General features: G+C 44.8%; 21 protein-coding genes and 1 pseudogene. 16 read left to right on the top strand and 6 right to left on the bottom strand.

Annotation, left to right across the window (positions count from 1 at the left end; genetic code table 11):
* Window positions 1–743: 743 nt before the first annotated feature.
* The 10 genes and pseudogenes from DW917_RS10640 to DW917_RS10685 form a co-directional block, all read left to right on the top strand.
* Window positions 744–896: pseudogene (locus DW917_RS10640) on the top strand (SAM-dependent DNA methyltransferase); the annotation flags it as partial.
* Window positions 897–1,174: 278 nt separating this feature from the next.
* On the top strand, window positions 1,175–2,263 hold the full coding sequence (trpS, locus tag DW917_RS10645; RefSeq protein ID WP_118118573.1) for a tryptophan--tRNA ligase: 1,089 nt from the start codon (window positions 1,175–1,177) through the stop codon (window positions 2,261–2,263).
* Between the two features lie 185 nt (window positions 2,264–2,448).
* Window positions 2,449–4,302: a transglutaminase domain-containing protein gene (locus DW917_RS10650; protein WP_118118575.1), complete on the top strand. Its 1,854-nt coding sequence runs from the start codon at window positions 2,449–2,451 to the stop codon at window positions 4,300–4,302.
* 28 nt (window positions 4,303–4,330) lie between these two features.
* Window positions 4,331–6,481, top strand: a complete 2,151-nt coding sequence (locus DW917_RS10655; RefSeq protein ID WP_118118577.1) for a DUF3857 domain-containing protein — start codon at window positions 4,331–4,333, stop codon at window positions 6,479–6,481.
* A gap of 91 nt (window positions 6,482–6,572) precedes the next feature.
* Window positions 6,573–7,865 carry an MATE family efflux transporter gene (locus tag DW917_RS10660; protein WP_118118579.1) on the top strand — a complete coding sequence of 431 codons (1,293 nt, stop codon included), beginning with the start codon at window positions 6,573–6,575 and terminating at the stop codon, window positions 7,863–7,865.
* Between the two features lie 162 nt (window positions 7,866–8,027).
* On the top strand, window positions 8,028–8,207 hold the full coding sequence (locus DW917_RS10665; RefSeq protein WP_022110403.1) for a tetratricopeptide repeat protein: 180 nt from the start codon (window positions 8,028–8,030) through the stop codon (window positions 8,205–8,207).
* Between the two features lie 68 nt (window positions 8,208–8,275).
* Entirely contained in the window at window positions 8,276–8,509 is a 234-nt protein-coding gene (locus DW917_RS10670; protein ID WP_022110402.1) for a 4Fe-4S binding protein, read from the top strand.
* A complete protein-coding gene (locus tag DW917_RS10675) occupies window positions 8,509–9,609 on the top strand; it encodes a 3-methyl-2-oxobutanoate dehydrogenase subunit VorB (protein ID WP_118118581.1) in 1,101 nt (366 codons plus the stop codon). Before DW917_RS10670 ends, DW917_RS10675 begins: the two co-directional genes overlap by 1 nt.
* 7 nt (window positions 9,610–9,616) lie before the next feature.
* Window positions 9,617–10,384, top strand: coding sequence for a thiamine pyrophosphate-dependent enzyme (locus DW917_RS10680; protein ID WP_118118583.1), 768 nt, complete (start codon window positions 9,617–9,619; stop codon window positions 10,382–10,384).
* A gap of 21 nt (window positions 10,385–10,405) precedes the next feature.
* The gene (locus tag DW917_RS10685) at window positions 10,406–10,948 is read left to right on the top strand and encodes a 2-oxoacid:acceptor oxidoreductase family protein (RefSeq protein ID WP_022110399.1); all 543 of its coding nucleotides are present in this window, start codon (window positions 10,406–10,408) and stop codon (window positions 10,946–10,948) included.
* A gap of 200 nt (window positions 10,949–11,148) precedes the next feature.
* Here DW917_RS10685 and DW917_RS10690 read toward each other — a convergent pair whose 3' ends face one another.
* From DW917_RS10690 to DW917_RS10705, 4 genes are all read right to left on the bottom strand, one after another.
* A complete protein-coding gene (locus DW917_RS10690) occupies window positions 11,149–12,909 on the bottom strand; it encodes a DUF349 domain-containing protein (protein ID WP_118118585.1) in 1,761 nt (586 codons plus the stop codon).
* 231 nt (window positions 12,910–13,140) lie between these two features.
* A complete protein-coding gene (locus tag DW917_RS10695) occupies window positions 13,141–14,067 on the bottom strand; it encodes a magnesium transporter CorA family protein (RefSeq protein WP_118118587.1) in 927 nt (308 codons plus the stop codon).
* Window positions 14,068–14,309: 242 nt separating this feature from the next.
* Window positions 14,310–15,773: an aminoacyl-histidine dipeptidase gene (locus tag DW917_RS10700; protein WP_118118589.1), complete on the bottom strand. Its 1,464-nt coding sequence runs from the start codon at window positions 15,771–15,773 to the stop codon at window positions 14,310–14,312.
* 28 nt (window positions 15,774–15,801) lie between these two features.
* Complete coding sequence (locus DW917_RS10705) at window positions 15,802–16,800, bottom strand: lysylphosphatidylglycerol synthase transmembrane domain-containing protein (RefSeq protein WP_118118591.1); 999 nt, start codon at window positions 16,798–16,800, stop codon at window positions 15,802–15,804.
* Between the two features lie 302 nt (window positions 16,801–17,102).
* Here DW917_RS10705 and rsmA point away from each other — a divergent pair, with 302 nt between their 5' ends.
* From rsmA to gmd, 5 genes are all read left to right on the top strand, one after another.
* Window positions 17,103–17,912, top strand: a complete 810-nt coding sequence (gene rsmA, locus DW917_RS10715; protein ID WP_118118595.1) for a 16S rRNA (adenine(1518)-N(6)/adenine(1519)-N(6))-dimethyltransferase RsmA — start codon at window positions 17,103–17,105, stop codon at window positions 17,910–17,912.
* 114 nt (window positions 17,913–18,026) lie between these two features.
* Window positions 18,027–18,587: a ribosome recycling factor gene (gene frr / locus DW917_RS10720; RefSeq protein ID WP_118118597.1), complete on the top strand. Its 561-nt coding sequence runs from the start codon at window positions 18,027–18,029 to the stop codon at window positions 18,585–18,587.
* Window positions 18,588–18,626: 39 nt separating this feature from the next.
* The gene (gene rsgA, locus DW917_RS10725; protein WP_118118599.1) at window positions 18,627–19,559 is read left to right on the top strand and encodes a ribosome small subunit-dependent GTPase A; all 933 of its coding nucleotides are present in this window, start codon (window positions 18,627–18,629) and stop codon (window positions 19,557–19,559) included.
* 69 nt (window positions 19,560–19,628) lie between these two features.
* Window positions 19,629–20,564 carry a helix-turn-helix domain-containing protein gene (locus tag DW917_RS10730; protein WP_118118601.1) on the top strand — a complete coding sequence of 312 codons (936 nt, stop codon included), beginning with the start codon at window positions 19,629–19,631 and terminating at the stop codon, window positions 20,562–20,564.
* A 17-nt stretch (window positions 20,565–20,581) separates the two neighbouring features.
* The gene (gene gmd / locus DW917_RS10735; RefSeq protein ID WP_118118603.1) at window positions 20,582–21,694 is read left to right on the top strand and encodes a GDP-mannose 4,6-dehydratase; all 1,113 of its coding nucleotides are present in this window, start codon (window positions 20,582–20,584) and stop codon (window positions 21,692–21,694) included.
* A gap of 744 nt (window positions 21,695–22,438) precedes the next feature.
* Here gmd and DW917_RS10740 read toward each other — a convergent pair.
* Window positions 22,439–23,338: a diaminopimelate dehydrogenase gene (locus DW917_RS10740; RefSeq protein WP_118118605.1), complete on the bottom strand. Its 900-nt coding sequence runs from the start codon at window positions 23,336–23,338 to the stop codon at window positions 22,439–22,441.
* Between the two features lie 468 nt (window positions 23,339–23,806).
* Here DW917_RS10740 and DW917_RS10745 point away from each other — a divergent pair, with 468 nt between their 5' ends.
* Window positions 23,807–24,304 carry a hypothetical protein gene (locus DW917_RS10745; protein WP_134842872.1) on the top strand — a complete coding sequence of 166 codons (498 nt, stop codon included), beginning with the start codon at window positions 23,807–23,809 and terminating at the stop codon, window positions 24,302–24,304.
* Between the two features lie 222 nt (window positions 24,305–24,526).
* On the opposite strand, the gene DW917_RS10750 is transcribed toward DW917_RS10745, so the two are convergent.
* A complete protein-coding gene (locus DW917_RS10750; protein ID WP_118118609.1) occupies window positions 24,527–25,399 on the bottom strand; it encodes a PfkB family carbohydrate kinase in 873 nt (290 codons plus the stop codon).
* Window positions 25,400–25,456 lie beyond the last annotated feature (57 nt).

Raw genomic sequence — 25,456 nt, forward strand, 5'->3', positions numbered from 1 at the left:
GACCGATTTTGACCGGATTTTGTTTTCTTCATAGCAAGTGTTTAGCGTATAAAATATAGTTAGAAGTACTTGATTATCAGCGTGTTATGTGATTATTGGAACCCTCTTTTTCTCTCCTAAAAAATCTTATTCTTATATGCTCCTGTCTCTCAAATTCTAAGAAAATCCATGTTCAATATCCATTTCTTGCCATCCATTTTGTAGTGTTTCTTTACTAAAACTGCATTTTGGGGTACTTGTTTTTTGCATTTCTGCTTCATTTTTTCGTCATTTTCGAGGGTCTTAAATCGCAAAAATAGCCTCAAAAATAACTTTTTCCGTTAAAGAAGGCATTAAATTTGGTGTTTTCCTTATTTTTTATACCTTTGTTTCTTGTAAATGCTTAGTGGGGAAATCCACAAGCAATCTAAAACTTAAAATAGAAAAAATAATCGATAAGGTATATGTATAACCATTTGATACTCAGTGCATTAATTGTGATGGTGTTTGAGCCGTCAAAAATACTCTCCAGGATTATGTGTATATCGAAGGGCGAATATCAGCGTGTTTCAGGCGCTGGTATTCGTCCTTTTCGTGTTTTCAGATTTCTTCATTTTCTGTGGAGCAAATGCAGGGAAATGAAGAAAAAATCACTAAAAAGGGCTTTTCAGTGCGTGTTTTTAGCGCGGAGACAGGAATTTTTTAGCTCTCAAATAGATACTATATACCTTATTATAATATAAATAGATAGAAAATGGCAAATGGTGATAGATGATGCGCTGACTGCCATCGAGCGTGAAAACGAAAGACGGAAGGGATTTCTACCTAAGAATTTCGCCCGTCAGGAGCTGGATAAGCGCCGCTTGGGTGATGTGGTGGATCTCTTTACGAATACAGAAATGCATGATGCTGGCGAATGGTGCGCTTTCAAGTAATATTGGTGGCGAGGGACAGATTCGCTAAAGCCTGTCCTTGCTTCGATGTGAAGAAGGAATTAGCTCCCTATTTTGAGAAAGGAGTGGAATAATCAAGTAAAAAGCGTATGCTCTCATTACGAGGGGCATACGCCTTTTCTGGTCTATATCCTGTGTATTTTCTCTAATTCAATCACTTTTAGGACAATTAATTGCGGTTATATTTTGTTTTTTGACTAAATAAATGTACCTTTGCAGTCAAAAACATAAATTGTAAGTAAATGGGAAAGATTATATTGACGGGAGACCGTCCTACTGGTAAACTCCACTTGGGTCATTATATCGGTTCGCTTCAGCGACGTGTGCAGCTGCAGAATGCTGGCGACTTCGACAAAATGTTTGTGTTCATGGCTGATGTTCAGGCACTGACTGATAATGCTGATAACCCTGAGAAGATTAGACAGAATATCACTGAGGTGGCTCTCGACTACCTTTCTGCTGGTCTTGATCCGCAGAAATGTACACTCTATATCCAGAGTATGATTCCGGAATTGGCTGAGTTGACTACCTACTTAATGAACCTCATTTCGGTATCTCGTGTGCAGAGAAATCCTACCGTGAAGACGGAAATCAAGATGCGTAACTTCGAGGCGAATATCCCATTGGGCTTCTTCTGCTATCCTGTGAGCCAGGCTGCCGATATTACAGCCTTCAAGGCAACTACCGTTCCTGCTGGTGAGGACCAGGAGCCTATGCTGGAGGTGACCCGTGAACTGGTACGCCGATTCAATCAGATCTATGCGCCTGTATTGGTGGAACCTGAGATCCTGCTCCCTGAAAATGCGGTTTGCCGTCGCCTTCCTGGTACCGATGGTAAGGAGAAGATGAGCAAGAGTTTGGGCAACTGCATCTATCTGAGCGATGATGAGAAGACCGTTTGGAAGAAGGTGAAGAAGATGTCGAATGGTGAGCCTCGCATGAGCATGGAGGAGCCTGGACATTTGGAGGGCAATGCCGTGTTCACCTACATGGAGGCTTTCTCTACTGATGAGGACTTCGCAGAGTTCTGGCCTGAATTCAAATCTCTTGATGAACTGAAGGAGCAGTATGTGAAGGGTGGTATCGGTGACGGTACTTGCAAGAAGTTCTTGAACAGTGTGCTCAACAAGATGCTCGACCCTATCCGTGCCCGCCGTCATGAGTTTGAGCAGGATATTCCTGAGGTGTTCAATATCCTGAAGAAGGGTAGTGAGGATGCGCGTGAATTTGCTGCGCAGACAATGGATGAGGTGCGCAAGGCGATGCGTATCGACTACTTCAGTGATGCTGCTTATATTGAGGAGCAAGCTGCGAAATATAGAATTAAATGAGAAATTACAAATTAGAAATGAGAAGTGAAAAGGCAAAAGTTATCGTCAGCTGGTAACTTTTGTCTTTTTTATATTATTATGATATGTTTTTAACGCAAAAAACAAAATAATTTCTTTTCTTATCCTTTGTTCTCGTTTTTTTTCCTTATTTTTGCAAACAGAATAAATAAAAGAAGCAGAGTATAATGAAAATGAGAAAAATGCTCCAATACAGACTTGCTGATTTAGATAGTATGCTGGTATTGCTCTTCGCTTTTTTGCAACCCATCTCGGCTCAAAAAGCTGATGACAATGTGCATATATTGCAATGCAATGATAGATACGTCTTCAAAACAGATGACGCAGGTAAGACTATTGTTGTTAACACTACGGATTATGAGTATGGTGTAACCCAATATTCCGCTATAGTTCAACCATGTGCTTATTACGGAGAGTTTATTCGTTTGGACAAGGCACAGTGTAAGGGGTATGCACAATACAAGTCAGCCATTCCTCGTAATGTCTTTTACGATGATACCAAGATTTGCTACTTTAGCTATCAGATTCCAAAGGTTGGCAAGACTCTGAAGGCTTCTTTTACTCGAACCTATCTCAATCCTATTTATTTCACAACTATTCCTTTGTGTGAAGCTAATTATGTAGAGCATAAGAAGATAGAGGTAATCAAGCCAAAAGCCTTCCAGCAGTTTCGGATAAAAGAATATAATCTTCCTGCTGGTATAGAGAAAAGTACTACATGTAATGCAGAGGGAGATTCCGTTTTTACTTATGTGATTCATTCCTTACCTGCACAGCTGATAGAACCTAATTCTCCATCTTGGGGATATAGTACTCCTCATCTCTTGGTGTTGGGAGCATTCCAAAGTCTGCAAGATATGTTTGCCTGGTCTCATCAGTTGGCTAATGTGGATTGCTCTATTCCTAATCAAGATGAAATACTAAGAGAGATACAGAAAGGGGCAAAAAACGATTATGACAAGATAGCCAATACTTATGCCTGGGTACAGCAGAATATCAGATATTTGGCTTTTGAGGCAGGCATTTCTGCCCATCAACCGGCAACACCTGCTGAAACTATTCGTAAGCGTTATGGTGATTGCAAGGCTATGGCTCTTTTGCTCAAAACCTTGCTCAAGGCTCAAGGCTTTGATGCTCGTCAAACGGATATAGGGACATGGGATGTACCTTATTCTTTGCAGGAAAATCCTTCTATTGCATCTATTGATCATGCGATATGTACGGTTTTCTATCAGGGAAAGCCATATTATCTGGATGCTACGAATCCATATATTCCTCTAGGCTATGTGCCAGACAATATACAAGGAAGGATGGCTTTGGTAGAAGACGCAGATAGCTTTCGTATGAATAAGTTACCTGAACTGGCTGCTGATTCTTGCTTTTCTTCTATAACATATCAGGCAACCTTAGAATCTGGGGATGATGGAAACTACGATATAAAGGGAAAATTGTACTCTAAATGGAAGGGTGATATGAAGTCTTGGATACTAGTGGGGAATGACGCTACGGCACAAGATGAAAAAGAGAAGGCCTTGGTGGCAGCGATGGGGATTGATGAACGATTGGATAAGATTGGGGATATAGTGATGACGGGAAATCGTCCTCGGGATGAGTCTTTGAATATTACTGCTTTTTTTATGAAAAAGGGAGCTGGGCTACTGGTTGACGGTAGTGTTTATTTAGACGCCAATCTCGATGAGAGCCTTTTTCTGACTCCAGTGGATACTACCAAGCGGGTTTCCGACTATATGATAAGTATGAAAGTCAAAAATGTGCGTAAGGTCAGTCTCTCTATACCAAAAGGTATGCGTGTGCAGGAACTCCCTGCTCCTTTTGCGTCGCATTCCCATTGGGCTGACTTGTCTTGTACGTTTTCCAAACAAGGCAATCGTGTCGTCATGAAAAAGGAATATGTTATCAAGAACAGGCGAGTAGCCTTGAAGGATATTCCGGCATGGAACAAAATGGTTTCCGAATGGAATGATGCCTGCAATCAGCAAGTAGTTATATTAACAAAATAAGTAATTGATATTTTAAAAGGTTGAGATTATGAAGAATGTAAGAATGGCGGGAGTTGCTTTCTTCTTATTGATGATGCAACTCGTATGTTTGTCGGTTAAGGCCGACAACAAGGCTGATTATCTCAAGTTGGCGCAAAAAGTACGCCAGGAAGTATGGGACAATACGCCTGTTGATTTCAAGAAACGTGCTGTGCCCGAGAAATTCAAGAAGGAATCGGCGGTGATTCTATCTTATTACAAGGAACTGAGTACCGATTACCATCGCAAGGCTACGACAGAGTTGTTTATCAGTGGAAGACTGACACGCCAGATAGATTGCGAGGATATGGAGCGTATGCTGATACAAATCAACGACAAGAAAGCCCTGAAGGACTATTCAGAATTCTCTTTTCTTACAAAATCGAAGAAATGGCTGGGCGGATATCATCATACGACCAATACCATCTTGGGAATTCGTGTGTTGAAGAAAGACGGCACGGTGCAGGTGGTGGATTTCGACGATTACGTAGATGTGAAGGAAGGTAAGAAAGGCAAGGAACTCAGTCAGAAGATTGCGGTGCCAGGTTTGGAGATTGGCGACTGTATTGATGTCTTTTCGTTAGACCAGATAGACACTCAGGAACAGCAGTTGGATCCGTTTGTATTTTTCTTGCGCCAAAGTGAGCCAGTGCTCTATAGCCGTATTCATTGTGTGTTAGATCAGAGTCTTGCCACAGTTTATCGTTCCATGAATGGTGCTCCCGAGTTTAAGCAGACAACGGATAAGGACAAGAATGCCGTGCTCGACCTGACTATGGACCAGCCTGTGGATGCAGAACCTTCCGTATGGTACAATGCAACCGTTCAGTCGCCTTACATCATGATGTTTATTACTCCTACCAAGACCAAGACGGTCATCGTAGAGAAGGCCATGCGCCAGAAGGGTGTTCGTGCCAATCCGGATGTGGCACCTATTCTGCAGGATGACTGGAAACTGATGAAATCTTATGTGTCTAAGGGGGGATATTCTCCTGCAGGTCTTCCTAGTACGTATAAGAGCGTCTTCAAGTCTGCCAAAAAAGAGGGGATGTCTGCCGAGGAGAAAGCTGACCGTATTTATTCTTTTGAGTATGTTAGTAGTGGATCTTCTCAGAGGGCTTTTAATACTGTGGCTAATTATTTGCGTAAATTGGGCGTGGAAATAGAAATGGGCATTACCACTCCGTTTGGTGCATTGCCTGTTGATAAACTGATTAATTATAATTCTACATCTTGGTTCTTCCGTCTCAAGGGAACTAACTTGTATTATTTCCCTGGTACTTATCCTAAGGTTGCTTCCGAGATACCTTATATATATCAAGGAAGAAAGGCGTATATGCAAGATTCCGAGGAACAAATAACGATACCTGTGAGTCAAGCTGAAGACAATAAGTCGGTGAATGATATGGTGGTTAAACTTGATGGTACTAAACTTGATATCAGTAGGAAGGTAACTTATTCGGGTGAACAGAAAATGTACGGTCAGTCTTTGGTGAGTCCTGATAACACGCTTTTTGGTTCAAGCCAACTTGAAGCTTATTGGCGATATTTGAAATACGACGACAAAGATCCGTACTCTTGTTATACTAAGAAGGAATCTGCTGAATTAAAAGGAGCTTTCAATGAATATCAGAAAAATGCCATAGATCCGTTTAAGGCTGAAATCAGTAGTTATCACGATGGTGATCCTGTGCAAGTCGGTGGCTATGGAGTAGATTGCGTGGGAATCCGTCGAGATAGTTCTAACTTTGTCTATCATGTAGATTATGTGATGGATGGAATGGTGAAACGCGCTGGAAATAACTATTTGTTGTCGGTAGGTAAGTTAATAGGAAGTTCGTTGAAACTAGAAGGCAAGGATCGAGAGCGTATCGATGATGTTTGGCGCAAGATGGCGTTTGTTGATGAATGGAATATAGAGATTCCGTTGCCGCAAGGATATAAGGTCTCTGCTGAAGCATTAAAGAAGATTGAGACTTCGGTGGCTAATGAGTGTGGAGAATTCACGGTTAAGGCTACCGCTGGAAATGAAAGTGTAAAAGTGTATGTGCGCAAATGTTTTGCTCATAGAGTGGAACCTGTCTCAAACTGGAGCAAACTGTTGGCTTTGGTTGACGCTTGTAGCGCTTTCGCTGATAAGCAGATGGTAATAGCGAAATGAATGTAAGTTTATTGAGTATATTTTTAAATTCTAAAAGAGGTGGTTACAGCTTGAAGGTCATATACCAGTAAAACTAAATGAGGTTTAAGAATTGAAAAAGGTGAATAAACGAATATTGCAATTAGCGGTACCGTCGATAATATCCAATATCACGGTACCGCTTTTGGGTTTGGTAGATGTCGCCATCGTCGGACATATCGGCGATGCGGCTTATATCGGTGCCATTGCCGTGGGATCGATGCTCTTCAATGTCATCTACTGGCTGTTCGGCTTCCTGAGAATGGGGACCAGCGGGATGACTTCGCAGGCGTTGGGCAGGAGAGACTTGGCGGAAGTGATGAGGCTCTTGGTGCGCTCCTTAGCCATCGGTGTAGGGATAGGACTGCTGTTCTTTATCCTTCAGAGATGGCTCATCGGATGTGGATTGTGGGCAATGTCGCCGGAGGCTGATGTGGTGGAACTTGCCCGCAGATACTGCTATGTCTGCATCTGGGGCGCTCCTGCCGTATTGGGTCTGTATGGGTTTACGGGCTGGTTTATCGGTATGCAGAACACGCGCATTCCGATGATGGTTTCGCTGACGCAGAATGTGGTGAATATCATCGCTTCTCTGCTGCTGGTCTTCGTGGGCAAGATGACGGTGGAGGGCGTGGCACTCGGTACGGTCATCGCCCAATGGTGGGGCTTCCTCATGGCGTGTCTGCTTTTCCGTCTTCATTATCGCCGGTTGGGCAAGTATGATTTCTGTCAGCATCTCTTAGCTGCGGAACCGCTCAAACGGTTTTTCTCGCTCAACAGGGACATCTTTCTCCGCACGGTGTGTCTGGTGGCTGTCAACCTCTTCTTCACGGCGGCTGGTTCCAGGGAGAGTACCTTGGTATTGGCGGTGAACACCCTGCTGATGACGCTCTTCACCATCTTTTCCTACTTCATGGATGGTTTTGCCTACGCTGCAGAAGCCCTGAGTGGCAAGTATTACGGGGCTAAGAACATGGTGGCCTTTCGGGAAGTGGTGCGCAGGACGATGGGCTTTGGGTTAGCGGTGGCTGCGGGGTTCACCTTATTATATATGATAGGAGGAGAAAACTTCCTTGCGCTCCTGACGGATGATGAGCGGGTGATAATGGCTGCGGGTGATTACTTCTGGTGGGCGGTTCTGATTCCCTTAGCTGGAATGGCGGCCTTTGTCTTCGATGGCATCTTCGTGGGCATCACTCAGTCGAAGTCGATGCTCTGTTCTACTGCCATCGCTTCGGCTTCCTTCTTTGCCCTGTTTTTCATCCTGCATCCGCTGATGGGCAATCATGCCCTGTGGCTGGCTTTCATCATTTATCTCGTTTTGCGTGGCATCGTACTGTATATAATCTACCAAAATAAAATGTAGAAATATCGGATATTATTCTTGAAAAATTGCACACTAAAAAGTAGTGTGCGCATTTTTTAAGAAAATCAACATTAATATAGTTTAAATCTTCCGCTTTTATTCTTTTTCTTAGCTGAAATTTAGTACTTTCGCAGCGTAAAACTTAAAAAATAAATAGAGTAAATGAAAGCAGAAGATTATTATCAACAAGGTAACGCCTGGCGCAAGCAAGGCGACTTTAAGCGTGCCATTGACTGTTATCTGGAGGCCATTGCGCTCGATCCGGAGAGTCCTGCCGTGGCTGCCAAGGAGATGCTGGATGATATCATGAGCTTCTATTGTAAGGACTACTACAATCCATAATAACCGACATGTGGACAACGGCAGTTTTGGTTTACTCCAAGCGTAAAGATAATTAGAACAAAAAGAATATGAGTAAGATTAAAGGGGCTATTGTAGTCGATACAGGGCGCTGCAAGGGATGTGCGCTCTGTGTAGTGGCTTGTCCTCAACATGTCATTGCATTAGCCGAGAAAAAAGTGAATGTGCATGGTTATCGCTATGTGGAAGCGGCTGTGCCAGATGCATGCGTGGGCTGTACTTCGTGCGCCATCGTATGCCCTGATGGATGTATTACCGTGTATCGTAAGAAGGAGAATGAATAATGGCTGAACAACAGAAACGTGAAATAACTTTGATGAAGGGTAATGAGGCGATTGCTCATGCCTGCATCAGATGTGGTGTGGATGGTTTCTTTGGCTATCCGATTACTCCACAGAGTGAGATTATAGAGACTTTGGCTTTGCTCAAACCTTGGGAGACTTCTGGTATGGTGGTACTCCAGGCTGAGAGTGAGGTGGCTGCCATCAATATGGTCTATGGCGGTGCGGGTGCTGGTAAGCGTGTGCTTACTACTTCGTCGAGTCCGGGTGTGGCTTTGATGCAGGAGGGCATTTCCTATATGGCGGGTGCCGAGATTCCGGGTGTCATCGTCAACGTGCAGCGTGGCGGTCCTGGACTGGGTACTATCCAGCCTTCGCAGGGTGACTATTTCCAGGCTACTCGTGGTGGTGGTAATGGTGACTATAATGTGATTGTATTGGCTCCGGCTTCTGTGCAGGAGATGGCTGACTTCGTGGACTTGGCTTTCACCTTGGCTTTCAAATACCGTAATCCTGCGATGATCCTGAGTGACGGTGTGATCGGTCAGATGATGGAGAAGGTGGTGCTTCCTCCTATGAAACCTCGTCGCACGGAGCAGGAGATTGCAGAGGAATGTCCTTGGGCTACCATCGGTCGTAAGAAAGACAGAAAGCCGAATATCATGACTTCCCTGGAACTGAAACCGGAAGTGATGGAGGAGCGCAATCTGATGATGCAGGAGAAATACAGGAAAATCCGTGAGACGGAGGTGCGCTACGAGATGCAGTGCTGTGAGGATGCCGACTATGTGATTGTGGCCTTCGGCAGTGCTGCCCGTATTGCGGAGAAGAGTATCGAGAGTGCTCGTGAGCAGGGTATCAAGGTGGGACTTTTCCGTCCGATCACGCTCTGGCCTTTCCCTACTCAGGAGATCCATCAGTTGGCTGAGAGCAAGAAGGGCATCCTCGTGGCAGAAATCAATGCCGGACAGATGGTAGAGGATGTGCGTCTGGCTGTGAATGGTTTGGTGCCTGTTGCGCATTTCGGTCGTTTGGGCGGTATTGTGCCTGAACCTGAGGAAATCGTGGAGGCACTCAAGCGATTAATTACTGAAAATATATAAATTATACATTATGAATGATATAATTTCACCAGAAAACTTAGTATATAAGAAACCGACACTGATGAACGATGTTCCGATGCATTATTGCCCGGGCTGTTCGCATGGTGTGGTGCATAAGCTTGTCGCCGAAGTGATAGAGGAGATGGGTATGGAGGATAAGACGGTGGGCGTTTGTCCTGTGGGCTGCGCCGTCTTCGCTTATCGTTATTTGGATATTGACTGGCAGGAAGCGGCTCATGGTCGTGCGCCTGCAGTGGCTACGGGTATCAAGCGTTTGTGGCCAGATCGTCTGGTATTTACTTACCAGGGTGATGGTGACTTGGCTTGTATCGGTACTTGTGAGACGATTCATGCCTTAAACCGTGGTGAGCATATTGCCATTATCTTCATCAATAATGCCATTTATGGTATGACGGGCGGCCAGATGGCTCCTACTACTCTGCTGGGTCAGAAGACGGCTACCTGTCCTTACGGTCGCCAGCCTGATCTTCATGGTTATCCGCTCAATATCACTGAACTTGCCAGTCATCTGACGGGTACTTGCTATGTGACCCGACAGAGCGTGGAAACTGTAGCGAGCATCAGAAAGGCTAAGAAAGCTATCCGCAAGGCCTTTGAGGCAAGTATGCAGGGCAAGGGTTCCAGTCTGGTGGAAATTGTTTCTACCTGCAACAGTGGTTGGAAATTATCTCCTGTGGAAGCTAATAAGTGGATGGAAGAGAATATGTTCAAGGAGTATCCTAAGGGAGACTTGAAGGATACGACGGGAATGTAAATGAGAAATGAGAAACGAGAAATGAAGACAGAAATTATTATATCTGGGTTTGGTGGTCAGGGTGTTCTCTCTATGGGAAAAATCCTGGCTTATTCTGGACTGATGGAGGATAAAGAGGTGACTTGGATGCCTGCATACGGTCCGGAACAGCGTGGCGGTACGGCGAATGTGACGGTGATTGTGAGTGATGACCGTATCTCTTCGCCTATCTTGAGCCATTATGATGTGGCTATCGTACTGAATCAGCCTTCGCTCGATAAGTTTGAATCGAAGGTTAAGCCGGGCGGTGTGCTGATCTATGATGGCTATGGTATCATGAATCCTCCGCAGCGTAAGGACATCACCGTGTATCGTATTGATGCGATGGACAAGGCGGCTGAGATGAAAAACGCAAAGGTGTTTAATATGATTGTGCTGGGTGGTCTGCTGAAGGTTTGTCCTGTGGTGAGCACTGACGGTCTGAACAAGGCACTCTTCAAGTCGTTGCCTGAGCGCCATCATGGTTTGATTCCACTCAATATGAAAGCGGTGGAAGAGGGCATGAAAATCATAGAAAAAATGTAAGTGTGATATAAGTCCTGTTCGTGCAAGGCGAGAACAGGCTTAAGGGTCTAAAAAAAAAGTCCCACAGATTTCACAGATATCCACAGATTTATTTCTCTTCAAAAGATCTGTGTTAATTTGTGAAATCTGTGGGACTTTAATATTTCATTGGTCTATGAAAGACCTATGTAAAGTCCGTGAGATCTGTGGGGCTATATATTTTACTTATTTTCTGCATCAATAGCCTTAATCTTCTGTTTTACCAGTTCGAGATCATCCTTGAGCTTCTGCACCTTGCGGTTCATTTCCTCTACGAGACTGTTGCCCTTCTTGCTGGCAGCATTGAGGAAGCCGAGGTTGTTCTCATAGGTGGTGATATCGCTGCGCAACTGGTCGTAGCGGCGCAAGAGTCGTCCACGCTCGTTGTCCAAGGCATCAGAACCCTTCTCTGCCACATTCTTCAGATTGCTCTTGAAATTGTCGAGACGGCGCTTGGCGTTGCTGATGTGCAAGTCCTTATAGATCTTGTCGAGTACTTCGTGATACTCCTTGTAGATATTGTCCTTTTCCTTGAAAGGCACATGACCGATGGAGTTATATTCCTCTGTCAGCTTCTGCAGTGCCTGCTGCACGTTCTCTACAGGGTTTTCGAGCAAGTCCTTCAGCTTAGCCACTACTTCGCGCTTCTTCGCCAAGTTGCTGTGCTCCGTGTTTCTGGTGCCCGCATTAGCCTTGTTGCGAGCCTCGAAGAATTTGTTGCAAGCATCGAGGAAGTCCTTCCAGAGCAGTTCACCCTGTTTGCGAGGCACAACGCCCACGGTCTTCCATTCTTTCTGCAGTGCGATAATCTTGTCGCCCGTCTTCTTCCAGTCTGTGCTATCAGCAAGTTCCTGTGCCTTCTTGACGAGTTCCTGCTTCTTTTCCAAATTGCTGGAATATTGCGATTTCAGTTCCTTGAAGAACGCAGCCTTCTTGCTGAAGAACACGTCATTGATGGTGCGGAAGCGTTCAAAGATCTTCACGTTCATCTTCTGAGGAGCAAAACCGATTTCACGCCATTCCTGTTGCATAGCGATTACCTCCTTGGTAGTCGTTTCCCACTGGGCAGCAGTCTTGATGGCATCCAGGTCGATCGCCTCCAACTTTTCGCAGAGCGCAGTCTTCTGTTCGAGGTTCTTCTCCTCCTTAGAGCGGATTTCCTCAAAGTACTGCTGGTGCTTCTTGTTGATCACGGTGCTTGCCGCCTTGAAACGGCTCCAGATCTGCTCGCGCAATTCCTTGGCAACAGGACCGATTTCGCGGTACTGCTGGTGCAAGTCCTGCAACTGGTGGAAGGCAGAGATGACATCCGGCTCCTCGTCGAGCTTTTCAGCAGCTTCGCAGAGTGCGGTCTTAGCCTCGAGGTTTTTCTTGAAGTCATATTCACGTGCCTCGCTGTTGAGTTTCAGAAGGTCGTAGAACTGCTCCACGTAGAGCTGGTAGTTGCGCCACAGCTCATTAGCCTTGTCGGCAGGCACGGTCTTGATTTCCTTCCATTCCTGCTGCAGGGCCTTGAAGTCATTATATGATTGGTTAGCTTCCTCAGGAGAGGTAGTCATAGCCTTGATCTTTTCTATAATCTCAAGTTTTTTTGCTAAATTTTCCTGCTTTTCCTCTTCCTGTTCGAGGAAGATCTTGGCGCGTTTTTCCTTGATGATCTGCATTTCAGCCTTGAAAGCTTCTTCTGTGTCATCAGGTAGGAGTACGAATTTTTCAGGATCACCACCTTTTTCCAGATACTCCTTGGTTTGAGCATCCCGTTCTGCGAGGTGAAGTTTGTAGAAAGTTGTCTTCAGGTGGTCGAGCTCTTCCTTATTAGGAGCTTCGGCACTGCGAGCGATTTCTTTCACTCTTTCGAGCACTTCCTGCTTGGTGGCATACGCCTTCTTGGCAGGTTCTTCCATGGTTCCCTGTAACAGGGCATTTTCTTGAGAGTCCATCATTTCACTGTATTTAGTTTATGATTCGATTTCTTGGCAGATAACGGTGTTGCTATCTGCCACATACACACACAATAATTTTGCAAACTTAAGTAAAAAAAGCGAAAAATCCTAATTTTATTTTTTATTTTTACTTTTATCTTCGCTTTTTTATGTTTTTTTATCATTATTTTTCTGACTTGTTGTGTTCTTCTTGCTCTGTGCCCCTGCGCTATGCGGGGCTCGGCTCCTTCCTTAGAGCAAGCGCTTATAGCGCAGGAATCCCCACGTAAGGCCTGATACGACGATAGAGATGAGGATGGCAATGCCAAAACCGATGGAACTGTCTTCCATGCCGTTGATGAGGTTCATTCCGAAGAAGGAGGAAATCAGGGTAGGCAACATCATGACGATACTGATGGACGTCAAGGTACGCATCGTGGTATTCATGTTGTTGTTGATGATGCTGGAATAGGTGTCCATCGTGGATTCCAGAATATCTGAATAGATATTGGTGGTTTCACGCGCCTGGGTCATCTCGATGTTGACGTCCTCAATCAGGTCGGCATCCAACTCATCCACCTGGAGTTTGAACTTCAGTTTAGACAGCAGGTTTTCATTGCCTCGGATGGAGGTAATGAAATAGGTGAGGGAATCCTGCAGACGTGAGAGACCGATCAGGCTTTCATTGTTGACACCATGATCCAGATTGCGCTTGGCTTTCTCGATGAGCGAGTTGATCTGCTTGAGTCGCTTCAGATACCATACGGCAGAGGAGAGGAAGAGACGGAAAATCATATCCACATAGTCGGTGAAGCCTTCACCTCGTTTCTGCTGGAAACTCACGAAATCAATCATCATATTGGTTTCGTAATAGCAGACGGTGATGGTGACATCCCGCTTGTGGATGATACCCAATGGCACGGTAGTATAAGGAGTGCGGCTTCTGATTTCCTTGACATAAGGAATACGGAGGATGATGAGCATCCAGCCATCGTCGTATTCGTAGCGGGCACGCTCATCGGTATCACTGATGTCCGAGAGGAAATAATCAGGGATTTTGAATTCGTCTTCCAGCAAGCGCTGGTCTTCGTCGGTTGGACAAGTTACTTGTATCCAGCAGTTAGGCTGCCATTCATTGATAGCCTGCAGATGATTCTCTGTATTCCAATATGTTCTCATTGTTGCTAATCTCCACAAAATAAAAGTTTGGGGTATGGAGATTAGCTATCCCCCAAAGCGGTGAATGGGTTTCTTTCTGCTGAATCTCCACGCCTACAATTCATTGTTGTTGTCCGCGTGATAATCGTCCATTTGTTTAATATTTAAAATTCCGGCTGCAAAGGTAATTAAAATAAACCAAAATGGCAAAAATAAAGCCGGGAATTTTCTTCCCGGCCCTATATTTTTAACCTTTTTGTAAATTATTTGGTTGGAATCTCGGCAAGCAACTGCTTCATGAGATTCCAGAATGGTGCTACACAACTGATCTGGCAACGCTCAAACTGGGTGTGAGGGCTGCAGAGGGTAGGACCGAAGGATACGACATCGAGGTGTGGATATTTGCCCAAGATGATAGAGCACTCCAATCCGGCATGAACTGCCTGCACCTTGCCGTCTTCGCCGTTCTGCTCCTTATATACCTTGAGTACATGCTTCAGAATGTCACTGTCTGGGTTTGGATTCCAACCGCCATAGCTGCCGCTGAATTCCACCTTCATGCCTGCCATAGAGAAGCAGCTCTCAAACATGGTGGCGATGTAAGCCTTGTAACCTTCGTGTGATGAACGGGCGAGAATCTTGATGGTTGCCTTTCCTTCGCCAATCTCTACGATGGCAAGGTTGGATGAGGTTTCTACGATTTCTGGCATAGATGGAGCCATGCGCAATACACCGTCGTGGCAAGCATAGATGGCATCTACGAGATTGTCCTGTATCTCCTGTGGTACTTCCATCTTAGGAGTCTCTACGTTCTCTGTGAAGAATTCTATCTTCTCGATGTTCTCGATACCCTTGAATTCATCCTGGAGTTCTTCCTTCCAGTCTGCTACCAAGTCCTGAAGTGCCTCTACGTTCTCCTTTGGCAAGGTGAGTACAACCTCAGCCTCGAATGGGATGGCATTGCGCATATTACCTCCGTTCCAGGAAGCAAGACGAGCGTCGAGTTCGGCAATGGCTTCACGTACGAAACGAACCATGCATTTGTTGGCGTTGGCACGACCTTCGCAGATTTCGATACCAGAGTGACCGCCCTTCAAGCCCTTCAGGGTTACCTTGACAGCAGCATCTTCCTGGTCGGTTTCTACTTCCTTGTAGTCGAGGGTTGCTGTAATATCAATACCACCTGCGCTACCGATGACGAATTCACCCCAAACCTCTGTATCGAGATTGAGCAGGATGTCGCCGTTCAGTTCACCTTCAGGGAGTTCGTTGGCACCAAACATACCAGTCTCTTCATCGCGTGTGATGAGACCCTCTACCGGACCGTGCTGCAAGTCTTTTGCCTCCATGACAGCCATGATAGTAGCCACGCCCAGACCGTCGTCGCTACCGAGGGTAGTACGGTTGGCATGAACCCAGTCGCCATCGATGATCGTCTCGATAGGATCGGTTTCAAAATTGTGCTTGCTGTCTTTTGCTTTCTGAGGCACCATATCCATGTGCGCCTGCAGGATAACGCCCTTGCGGTTCTCCATACCAGGAGTAGCAGGTTTGCGCATCACGATGTTGCCTGCAGGATCCTGGAAAGCCTCTACACCAGCTTCCTTTGCCCAGTTGAGCAAGTAAGCCTGAATTTTCTCCAAATGTCCTGAAGGACGTGGAACTTGTGTCAATTTGTCGAAGTTACGCCAGATTTCTACTGGGTTCAGATTCTTAATTTCAGCCATAATACTTTTATTTAATTAGAAATACTTTTTAAAACTTTCTCATTTTTTTATCCGTGAATGAGAGCGAAATCCATGCATAGATGCCCAGCAGGATGACGAGCAGGGTCTGGATGGAGTGGACGATTAGCACGAAGAACAGGGCATCGTTTGATGAAATACCATAGAGAATGAGCATCGTCTTTACGGCAAAATGCCAAGGCCCAGCTCCGTTCGGAGTAGGCACTACTACGGCGATACTGCCGATGATGAAAGTCACCAGTCCGCACATCACGCTGAGATGACTGGTTGCCTCAAAGCATTGGAAGGTGAGGAAATAGTGCAGGAAATAGCAGAGCCAGATGCCCAGGGTGAAACCGATGAAAAGCGGTACGTTCCTCACGCCCTTGAGCGATGCAACTCCCTGCCAGAGTCCCTGAAGGGTGGCTTTCACCTTATTATATATAGAAAGTTTCTTGAGCAGGAAGTGCAACAGGATGAGAATGGCTATGCCGCAAATGGTAGTAACGATGTATCCCGTGGCAGTAAACTGGTGCAGGATGCTTTCCATGCTGGTGCCTGTCTTGTCGAAGAAATTGAGGAACACCGGTATCTGCAGGAGAAAAACGCAGCCGGCAATGAGCAAAACCAACAGAGAGTCGATGATGCGCTCAGTTACCACGGTGCCCAAGGACTTGGGGAATGAGATTCCCTCCCAGCGTTTCAGTACACCGCAGCGGGCAAACTCTCCGATGCGAGGCACCAGCAGACTTAGGGCATAACTCATGAAAATGGAGTTGACGCTGACGCTACTTCGAGGGTGTTCTCCAATGGGGTCGAGTGTCTGTTTCCATCTCCAGCCACGGAAGGCCTGTGCCAGAATACCGAACGGAAAGGAAAGGAGCATCCAGGTCCAGTTCATCTTGTGCAGCAGAACGTCTTTTACCTGCTGGAAATCGAATCCACGGTACATCCAGTAGAGGATAGCGCCTCCCAAGAGGAGTGACCAACCCACCTTCAATATATTGTTTATCGTCTTCTTGATATTCATAGTTGGTGCAAAGGTACGATTTTTATCCGCAATAGCGAATGAAAAACATTACTTTTTAGCATGTAAGTGATTAATTTTAGCATAAATAAACATCAGAAGCGCTTTCCCGCTCCATGAATCTTGGCCTCCAGCACCGTCTGTTCTGGTGCTGATTTTGTGAAAAGTTGATAATTTAACAGGGTTAACAGTATGAATATCAAAAAAAAATAGTAAATTTGCAGAATTATTGGGTGATTTGTCGCATTGCATGGTCGAAAAGGGAATGAGGCGCATCACTTCTTGAAAACAACTTATAAATTAGCATGAAAGCGGTTAAACCAAAGAAAAATCTCGGTCAGCATTTCTTGACCGACCTGAATATAGCTAAGCGTATTGCCGATACGGTGGATGCTTGTCCTGATATTCCTGTGCTGGAAATAGGTCCTGGCATGGGCGTTCTTACTCAGTATCTTGTGGAGAAACCTCGTCTGGTCAAGGCTGTGGAGATCGACTCAGAATCGGTGGCTTATCTGCATGAGAATTTCCCTCAGCTTCAGGATCGTATCATCGGTGAGGATTTCCTGCGCATGGATCTCAACCGGATTTTTGACGGAGAGCAGTTTGTGCTTACCGGCAACTATCCTTATGATATTTCCTCTCAGATTTTCTTCAAGATGCTCGACTACAAGGAACTCATTCCATGCTGTACGGGTATGATTCAGCGAGAAGTGGCTTTGCGCATTGCTTCAGAACCAGGAAACAAGGCCTATGGCATCCTGAGTGTCCTGATACAGGCTTGGTATGATGTGGAGTATCTCTTCACGGTGGATGAGAGCGTGTTCAATCCGCCTCCAAAGGTGAAGAGCGCCGTCATCAGAATGACCCGCAATGATGTGAAGGAATTGGGGTGTGATGAAAAACTCTTCAAGCGCCTCGTCAAGACTGTGTTCAACCAGCGCAGGAAAATGCTCCGCGTCAGTCTGAAACAGATGTTCCCGGGAATGACTCCACGTGAGGATTTCTATACTACAGACATCATGACCAAGCGCCCGGAACAGCTCACTATCCAGCAGTTTGTGGAACTCACCAACTATGTGGATGAGGAACTGAAACGCCTGGAAAGCGCAAAATAATTAGCTGATAATTTGGCTAATTGATAAGAAATGCCTATTTTTGTGGCGGAAAAGAAGTCCTATGGGCGGAAAAGAAATAGAAACTAACAATAACAAGTAATAAAATAAAGAATTATGATAGACGTAAAAGAAACTTTGAGTTCAGCAGGTGAGCGTATGGAGATGGCAGCGATGTATCTCGCAGAGGAGCTCTCTCATATTCGTGCAGGACGTGCCAATGTGGCTATCCTCGATGGTGTAAGAGTCAACAGCTATGGCAGTATGGTACCGCTCAATCAGGTGGCTAATATTACTACTCCTGATGCCCGTACCATCGCTATCCGCCCTTGGGACAAGAAGGCCATCAAGGATATCGAAAAGGCGATTATGGACAGTGGCGTGGGTATCACTCCTGAAAACAATGGTGAAATCGTGCGCCTGGGTATTCCTCAGCCAACTGGTGAGCGCCGTAAGGAACTTGTGAAGCAGTGTGGCAAGATTGCTGAGAAGGCTAAGGTGGAGGTGCGCAATGTGCGTAGCGAAATCAAGGACAAACTGAAGAAGGCTATCAAGGACGGTCTTTCTGAGGATTTGGAGAAGGACGCTGAGAACGAGTTGCAGAAATTGCACGATAAATACATCAAGCAGCTTGAAGCACTGATGGCTGATAAGGAAAAGGAAATTATGACCGTCTAGTCTTACTGACTCTTTGACAATCATTATTGCAGTGAGTAGATGAAAGGACTTGTCATCAAAAATACAGGAAGCTGGTACACCGTCAAAACTGACGATGGCCAGCTTATTGAAAGTAAAATCAAGGGTAATTTCAGATTGAAGGGCATCCGCAGTACCAATCCTGTGGCTGTGGGTGATCATGTGGAAATTATCACCAATCAGGAAGGTACGGCTTTTATTTCTGCTATTGAGGATAGGCGTAATTATATTATCCGAAAGTCGCCTAATCTCAGTAAACAGAGTCATATCCTTGCCGCCAACGTCGATCAGGCCTTGTTGGTGGTCACCGTCAACTATCCGCAGACTTCCACCACTTTTATTGATAGATTCTTGGCCAGTGCCGAGGCTTATAGCGTGCCGGTCGTCCTTGTGTTTAATAAGCACGACCTTCTCTCTGAAGAGGAATTGCATTATGAGAAGATGATGTGTACGCTCTATGAGACCGTGGGCTATAAGTGTGTTGAGATTTCTGCCGAAACGGGAGAGGGCGTGGAACAGTTGTTCCCTATCCTGAAAGACAAGATTTCTCTTCTGAGCGGCAATAGTGGTGTGGGGAAGTCAACGCTCATCAACCGCCTGATTCCTCATGCTTCCCAGCGTACTGCAGAAATCAGCGATGCGCACAATACGGGTATGCACACCACCACATTCAGTGAGATGATTGAACTGCCTGGTGGTGGTTATCTGATAGATACTCCGGGAATCAAGGGCTTCGGTACGTTTGATATCGAGAAAGAGGAACTGACCAGTTATTTCAAGGAAATCTTCCATTTCTCCAAAGATTGTCGTTTTTCCAACTGTACGCATACCCACGAACCGGGTTGTGCGGTCATCAAGGCGGTGGAAGATCACTTCATTGCCGCCAGTCGATACCAGAGCTACTTGTCCATGCTCGAAGACAAGGACGAGAACAAGTATCGTGAGGCGTTTTGAGAAAATGAGAAATGAGAAGTGAGAAATGAGAAATGAGAAGTGAAGAACGAAGAATAAAGGAACATATTCATGGCAAAGCAAGAACAGAAGGACATCAAGCAACGTATTGAGCAGGGTGAGTTTGCTCAGAGTGCAGAGATCAGTGCAAGCTATCTGGATGAGGATATTCTCATCATTGATAATATCAAGGTACTTGCCAATCCTGATCCTGTGAGACTCCAGATGAATATGATTGCTTCTTGCCAGAAAGGAAATCTGAAGATGGAGGTAAATGGTAAGACGGTGGAAGTGGGCAAAAACGATATCTTCGTTTGTCCGCCTAATTCTGTTGTGGATATCATTGAGTTTTCATCGGATTTCACCTGTGTGGCTCTCTGTGTCACCAACCATGGTATGCAGAATATCCTAAGATCACATATCAATGTGTGGAATCGCGCCATGTATGTGGACAAGGTTTCTGTCATCAGGATGACGAGCGAGGAAATGCTGTTCTATGCCAAGTTTACAGAACTGGTGCGTCTCTGTCTGGATGAAGAGCACATGGAGCATTCTTCCTGGAATCCTTATCGCCGCGAAATTGTGGAAACCTTATTGAAAACGGCACTTCTCGCCCTTTGTAATGCTTTCACGACCGAGGTGGCTGATGTAGCTAAAAACAATTCTTCTACTTATGATATATTCGACAGATTCCTGGTGATGCTGCAACAGAATGAGGTGAAACACAAACCAGTGGACTTCTTCGCCCAGCAGTTGTGCATTACCCCGAAATACCTTTCCATCGTCTGCAAGCGCCATAGCAATAAGACGGCTATAGAATGGATTACTGAATACACGCTTGCGGATATCACTTACTACCTGCGCTCCACCAATAAGTCTATCAAGGAAATATCAGGTATCTTAGGCTTTTCCAATACCTCGTTCTTCGGTAAGTATGTAAGGGAACATTTCAAGATGTCGCCGCTGAAATACAGGATGAGCCTGAGAGGTAATAATAAAAATGAATAATAATTAATATAGAAATCATGGATAATAGAAAAGTAGCCCTCATTACGGGTATTACGGGTCAGGACGGCTCTTATTTGGCAGAGTTACTATTAGAGAAAGGTTACGATGTGCATGGCACGATTCGCCGCTCTTCTACTGACTACCGTGAGCGTATCGCTCATCTGGAAGGTAAACCTAATTTCCACCTTCATTATGCCGACTTGGGCGACTCTATGAGCATCATTCAGGTGATGAACAAGGTGAAACCAACCGAAGTTTATAACCTCGCCGCTCAGAGCCACGTTCAGGTAAGTTTTGACTCTCCTGAGTTTACAGCCGATGTAGATGCTACAGGTGTGCTCCGTATCTTGGAGGCTATCCGCCAGTGCGGTCTGGAGAAAACCTGCCGTATGTATCAGGCTTCCACATCCGAGCTTTATGGCAAGGTAGAGGAGGTTCCTCAGAACGAGAATACACCATTCCACCCATATTCTCCATACGCCGTAGCCAAGCAGTACGGTTTCTGGATTGTCAAGGAGTATCGTGAGGCTTACAATATGTTCTGCTGCTCTGGTATCCTCTTCAATCATGAAAGTGAGCGCCGTGGCGAGACTTTCGTTACCCGCAAGATTACTCTTGCTGCAGCCCGCATCAAACAGGGTAAGCAGGAGAAACTCTATCTCGGCAACTTGGATTCTTTGCGTGACTGGGGTTATGCGAAGGACTATGTAGAGTGTATGTGGCTTATCCTCCAGGCAGAAAAGCCAGAGGACTTTGTCATCGCTACCGGTAAGCAGCACTCTGTAAGAGAGTTTGCCCAGTTGGCTTTCCATCATGTAGGTATCGAACTGAAGTGGGAAGGCAAGAATGAGAACGAGAAGGGTATCTGCGTAGAAGGTCCTGAGAACCTGATTGGCAAGACCCTCGTAGAGGTTTCTCCAGATTTCTACCGTCCAACAGATGTTGTCAATCTCTGGGGTGATCCAACCAAGGCAAAGGCAAAGCTCAACTGGAATCCTAACACCACCTCTTTCGAGGAATTGGTGAAGATCATGGTAGAGAGCGATATGGCCAAGGTTGCTGCCGAGGATGCAGGTCAGAAGGTTCGTTGCAACCTCGTGGAATATCTTGAGAAGGGTATCGTAAAGTAATCATCTGATTTTTTCATAATGATATAAAGGGTGTGGCATCAGTCACACCCTTTTTTTGTTCTGAAGGGTCTCATAAACTTCCCCACAAAGTTCTCATAAGCTTCCCCACAAACTTGCTCCACAAACTTCTCCATAAACTTCCCACAGATTTCACAGATTTACACAGATTTTTTTTGCTTCAAAAGATCTGTGTAATTTGTGGAACTTCATAATCTCTGCGAAGTTTATCTAAGATCTGTGTAAATCTGTGAAATCTGTGGGACTTAAAAAAACAACGGTCTATATGGAAACTATGCAAATCTGTGGGGCTTAAAAAAATCAGCGGTCTATATGGAAACTATGCAAATCTGTGGGATTTTATGTTTTATCTGATGAAAATGCTGGAATTTGTGGGAAAAAGTCAGAAAAAGGCGACAGATAAATGTAACAAATCGGTAAAAAGGTGCTAAAAATCGTTCATTTGCAGCAAATTGAATGATTTTGCTATTTTATGAACGATAAGTGCTAATGCCTTTTTGATAAAGTTACTATCTTTGCAGCGTGAAAACAACAATATATTTTAAGTTAATAGGTTTTAGGTTTATTTTTGTTTAGGTAGAATTTTGTACAAAGGAAAAAAACGAGAACGCTGTGACAGCGCCCTCGTTTTTTTGTTTTATCCCCTCCCTTTGATAGAGGATACCTATTTCCTTTTTCAATAAACTTAAAATGCTCTACTTGAGAAGCTTTGTATAGAACAGCCTCTTATACCAAGTGAGCGATGATTTCCTCGCGAGAAGCAGGAAGCATATCGATCACAGGAATCTCTGGCATTGTGTAGCAACCTGGTTGCAGGCGCATAGAAGCACGAGCTACGTTCACCAATACCTGTGCAGTAAGAGCAGGGTTGTTGATGCTCATGTTGAACTCGAAGCGCTGGTTCTGTGTCTTACCAGAAACACCCTTGCGAATCAGGTTCACACCATGACCCATATCCTTCACGTCGTCAACAGAAGCTACTGCGAATACGTGAGTCTCATCGTTAGCGAAATAAGGGTCTGCTTTGATTTCTGCAGTAACAGCCTCAAGAGTAGCACCTTCTTCCAACTCTACATAAACCATACGACGGTGGATGCTTTCACCCAATGGGATGGTAACAGAGAGTGCATTCTTAACACCCTTCTTGCTTTTTACGCAAACAGAGTGACCCATGCTCATACCAGGACCGAAGTTGGTATAAGTCAAACCCTTTGGCGCAAGGCTCTCCATGAGTACACGTACGATAGAGTCTGAACCTGGATCCCAACCGGCAGAGATAACACTTACCTTGCCAGCCTTCTTGCAGTTCTCCATCTGCTTGGTGCGGTAGTCGAGGATGCTGGTGTGGATGTCGAAGCTATCAACGGTGTTGATGCCAAGAGCAACAATCTTCTCAGCATATTCTGGACATGAACGGGTAGGAGCAGCTAAGATGGCAACATCTACATCTTTCAACTTTGTGATGTCATCTACTACTTCATACTGAGCCAATTCAGCAGGTTTGTCCTTATCGCCCTGACGACGTACTATACCTGCAATCTCGAAGTCTGGAGCTGCCTCAAGAGCCTCTACAGAAAACTTACCAATGTTGCCGTATCCTACAACGGCTGCTCTGATTTTTTTCATTTCTTTTATTGTTGTTTATTGTTATTTATTATATTCTCAATTTTATTCTGAATCTATCCGAATTCTCTTCTGAACCGCCTCCAGACTTATCTGAATTCTCTTCTGAATCTTCATCTGGATTTATCCGAATTCTCTTTCGAATCTATTTCTTTGCAATTGTTTTTAGCATGACATTGCAATATCGTTTTGGCTTTATCTTTATTTCGGTTGCAAAATTATAGTTTTTCTTTGAGATAATGAACAAAATAACAGATTTTTAACTATCTGAATGTGCAAAAAGTAATAAAATCATATATATGGGGTGTTTATTGCTTGTAAATTGTAAGGTTAGCAACTTTCCACCTTATAATTTAATGTTTTTGTTGAAATATATGAATATTTGTTACTTTATTTGCGAGTTTGATAATTTAATGCTATATTTGCAGCCGAAGTGAGTGACGTATTTATATTTAAAGGAGAAGTAAATAGATGAAAAAAACAGTTTTAAGTTTAGGATTATTGCTCGCCGTTTCTCTTTCGGCTTTTGCACAGAATGAAACCGGACAGAAGAAGTCTGAGAATGGAATGGAACAGAAGAAAATGGAGAATGCAATGAAGGCTGTAGAGAAAGAACAGCAGGTTGCATTGTCTCATGCCGGTACTTTTGCCAATAGGTTTGAAACTTTTGTCAAGAGTGCTTCTACCAACAGGGAATTGTCTGATGCCCAGAAAGAAAAGTTAGACTCTACTTATCAGGCTTATCTGGATGAGTACAGTATAGTGAAAGATTCTATCAGCGATGAGGAAGTGCGCCGCGTAAGCAAAGCCAAGGTGGCTTACCAGAAACTGCAGGTGCGCAACTTTACTGACAAGACAACTGACCAGGTTGCTGATGTGGCTAATACGATAGGCGAAAAAGTCTCTAAGGTTTTCAAACGTACCAAGAAAAAAGTGCAGGGAGCCATAGAGGGTTTCAAAAAAGAATAATTAAGTAATTCCTGTTTTCTCTGAAAAAAAGGTCCCACAGATTTCACAGATTTACACAGATTTATTTTTTCCTTCAAAAAGATCCATATAAAATCTGTGTAAATCTGTGAAATCTGTGGGACTTTATTCTCTCAGCAGGTTCATATAAAACTCAGCGGGAGACTTTATTCTCTCAGCAGGTCCATATAAAACTCTGTGGGGACTTTTTTTCTGAGCTTTCCTTTATTTCTTTATGATTCTTTCCACATCTTCGATAGACCGGTTGAACGGACCATTGTGCTCCAGTTTGATGGTGCACATGGCAGCTGCAAATTTACCAGCTTCCGTGGGAGTTGCACCCTGCAGTCTCTTATACAGATAACCAGCCGAATAAGTATCTCCGCATCCTGTGGCATCTACCACCTCATGAGGAGGGTAGGCTGGAATCTCATAGAACTTATCATCTACATAGACAAGGGAACCTTCGCTGCCAAGGGTGATGATCACTTCGGTGACTCCCCAGGCATGAATCAGTTTCGCTGCCTCATGGGCATCTTTCAGACCCGTGATGGTTTCCATTTCTGTCTCGTTCACCTTCAGATAGTAGGTATGCTTCAGTACCTTCAACTTCTCTTTCCAGTCGATAGGATACACCTTTTCGTCTCTCACCTCGCGCAGATAACCCTGAACATCGATGGAAACCCTTCCCTTGCTAGACAGATATTCCACAACCTCTGTTGGAAAATCATCAGCCAACAGACTACCTAAATGGAAAACCTTGGCATCTACATGTTCCAACTGCTGGATGGTAAAAGGATCGGCCTTTGCCAATACGCGCTGTTTGCGCTCATTCTGATTTTCTCCATAGATATTCTCGAAGAACACTGTGTTGCGGGAGGCATTCATCGATACGTCGATGCCAGCTTTGAGCATCTTCTCTACTGGTTCCTTTTCTGTAGGATCCATGGCTGTAACCAGTGAAAAAGTTACATCCTTGGGAAGCTGGTTGATGGCATATGAGAAATAGAATGAGGTGCCGCCAGCCATATAGACGGTACGGTTTGGAGTCACAATCTTGTCTTTTGTGATGTGACCGATACAACAGATATCTTTCATTATAATCGTTTTTATTTCTGATGAGCTGAGCCTTCACAGGAGACTCACTTCTTTGTT

It is taken from the genome of Prevotella sp. AM42-24 (assembly GCF_003461825.1).
Classification (GTDB): Bacteria; Bacteroidota; Bacteroidia; order Bacteroidales; family Bacteroidaceae; genus Prevotella; species Prevotella hominis.

Bases quoted from the DNA above. Each gene is read 5' to 3' on its own strand.
- DW917_RS10655 (WP_118118577.1), top strand. From the start codon at position 4,331: ATGAAGAATGTAAGAATGGCGGGAGTTGCTTTCTTCTTATTGATGATG.
- DW917_RS10675 (WP_118118581.1), top strand. From the start codon at position 8,509: ATGGCTGAACAACAGAAACGTGAAATAACTTTGATGAAGGGTAATGAG.
- DW917_RS10730 (WP_118118601.1), top strand. From the start codon at position 19,629: ATGGCAAAGCAAGAACAGAAGGACATCAAGCAACGTATTGAGCAGGGT.
- rsmA (WP_118118595.1), top strand. From the start codon at position 17,103: ATGAAAGCGGTTAAACCAAAGAAAAATCTCGGTCAGCATTTCTTGACC.
- DW917_RS10750 (WP_118118609.1), bottom strand. From the start codon at position 25,399: ATGAAAGATATCTGTTGTATCGGTCACATCACAAAAGACAAGATTGTG.
- DW917_RS10650 (WP_118118575.1), top strand. From the start codon at position 2,449: ATGAAAATGAGAAAAATGCTCCAATACAGACTTGCTGATTTAGATAGT.
- DW917_RS10695 (WP_118118587.1), bottom strand. From the start codon at position 14,067: ATGAGAACATATTGGAATACAGAGAATCATCTGCAGGCTATCAATGAA.
- gmd (WP_118118603.1), top strand. From the start codon at position 20,582: ATGGATAATAGAAAAGTAGCCCTCATTACGGGTATTACGGGTCAGGAC.
- DW917_RS10745 (WP_134842872.1), top strand. From the start codon at position 23,807: ATGAAAAAAACAGTTTTAAGTTTAGGATTATTGCTCGCCGTTTCTCTT.
- trpS (WP_118118573.1), top strand. From the start codon at position 1,175: ATGGGAAAGATTATATTGACGGGAGACCGTCCTACTGGTAAACTCCAC.
- rsgA (WP_118118599.1), top strand. From the start codon at position 18,627: ATGAAAGGACTTGTCATCAAAAATACAGGAAGCTGGTACACCGTCAAA.
- DW917_RS10690 (WP_118118585.1), bottom strand. From the start codon at position 12,909: ATGATGGACTCTCAAGAAAATGCCCTGTTACAGGGAACCATGGAAGAA.
- frr (WP_118118597.1), top strand. From the start codon at position 18,027: ATGATAGACGTAAAAGAAACTTTGAGTTCAGCAGGTGAGCGTATGGAG.
- DW917_RS10665 (WP_022110403.1), top strand. From the start codon at position 8,028: ATGAAAGCAGAAGATTATTATCAACAAGGTAACGCCTGGCGCAAGCAA.
- DW917_RS10740 (WP_118118605.1), bottom strand. From the start codon at position 23,338: ATGAAAAAAATCAGAGCAGCCGTTGTAGGATACGGCAACATTGGTAAG.
- DW917_RS10700 (WP_118118589.1), bottom strand. From the start codon at position 15,773: ATGGCTGAAATTAAGAATCTGAACCCAGTAGAAATCTGGCGTAACTTC.
- DW917_RS10670 (WP_022110402.1), top strand. From the start codon at position 8,276: ATGAGTAAGATTAAAGGGGCTATTGTAGTCGATACAGGGCGCTGCAAG.
- DW917_RS10705 (WP_118118591.1), bottom strand. From the start codon at position 16,800: ATGAATATCAAGAAGACGATAAACAATATATTGAAGGTGGGTTGGTCA.
- DW917_RS10685 (WP_022110399.1), top strand. From the start codon at position 10,406: ATGAAGACAGAAATTATTATATCTGGGTTTGGTGGTCAGGGTGTTCTC.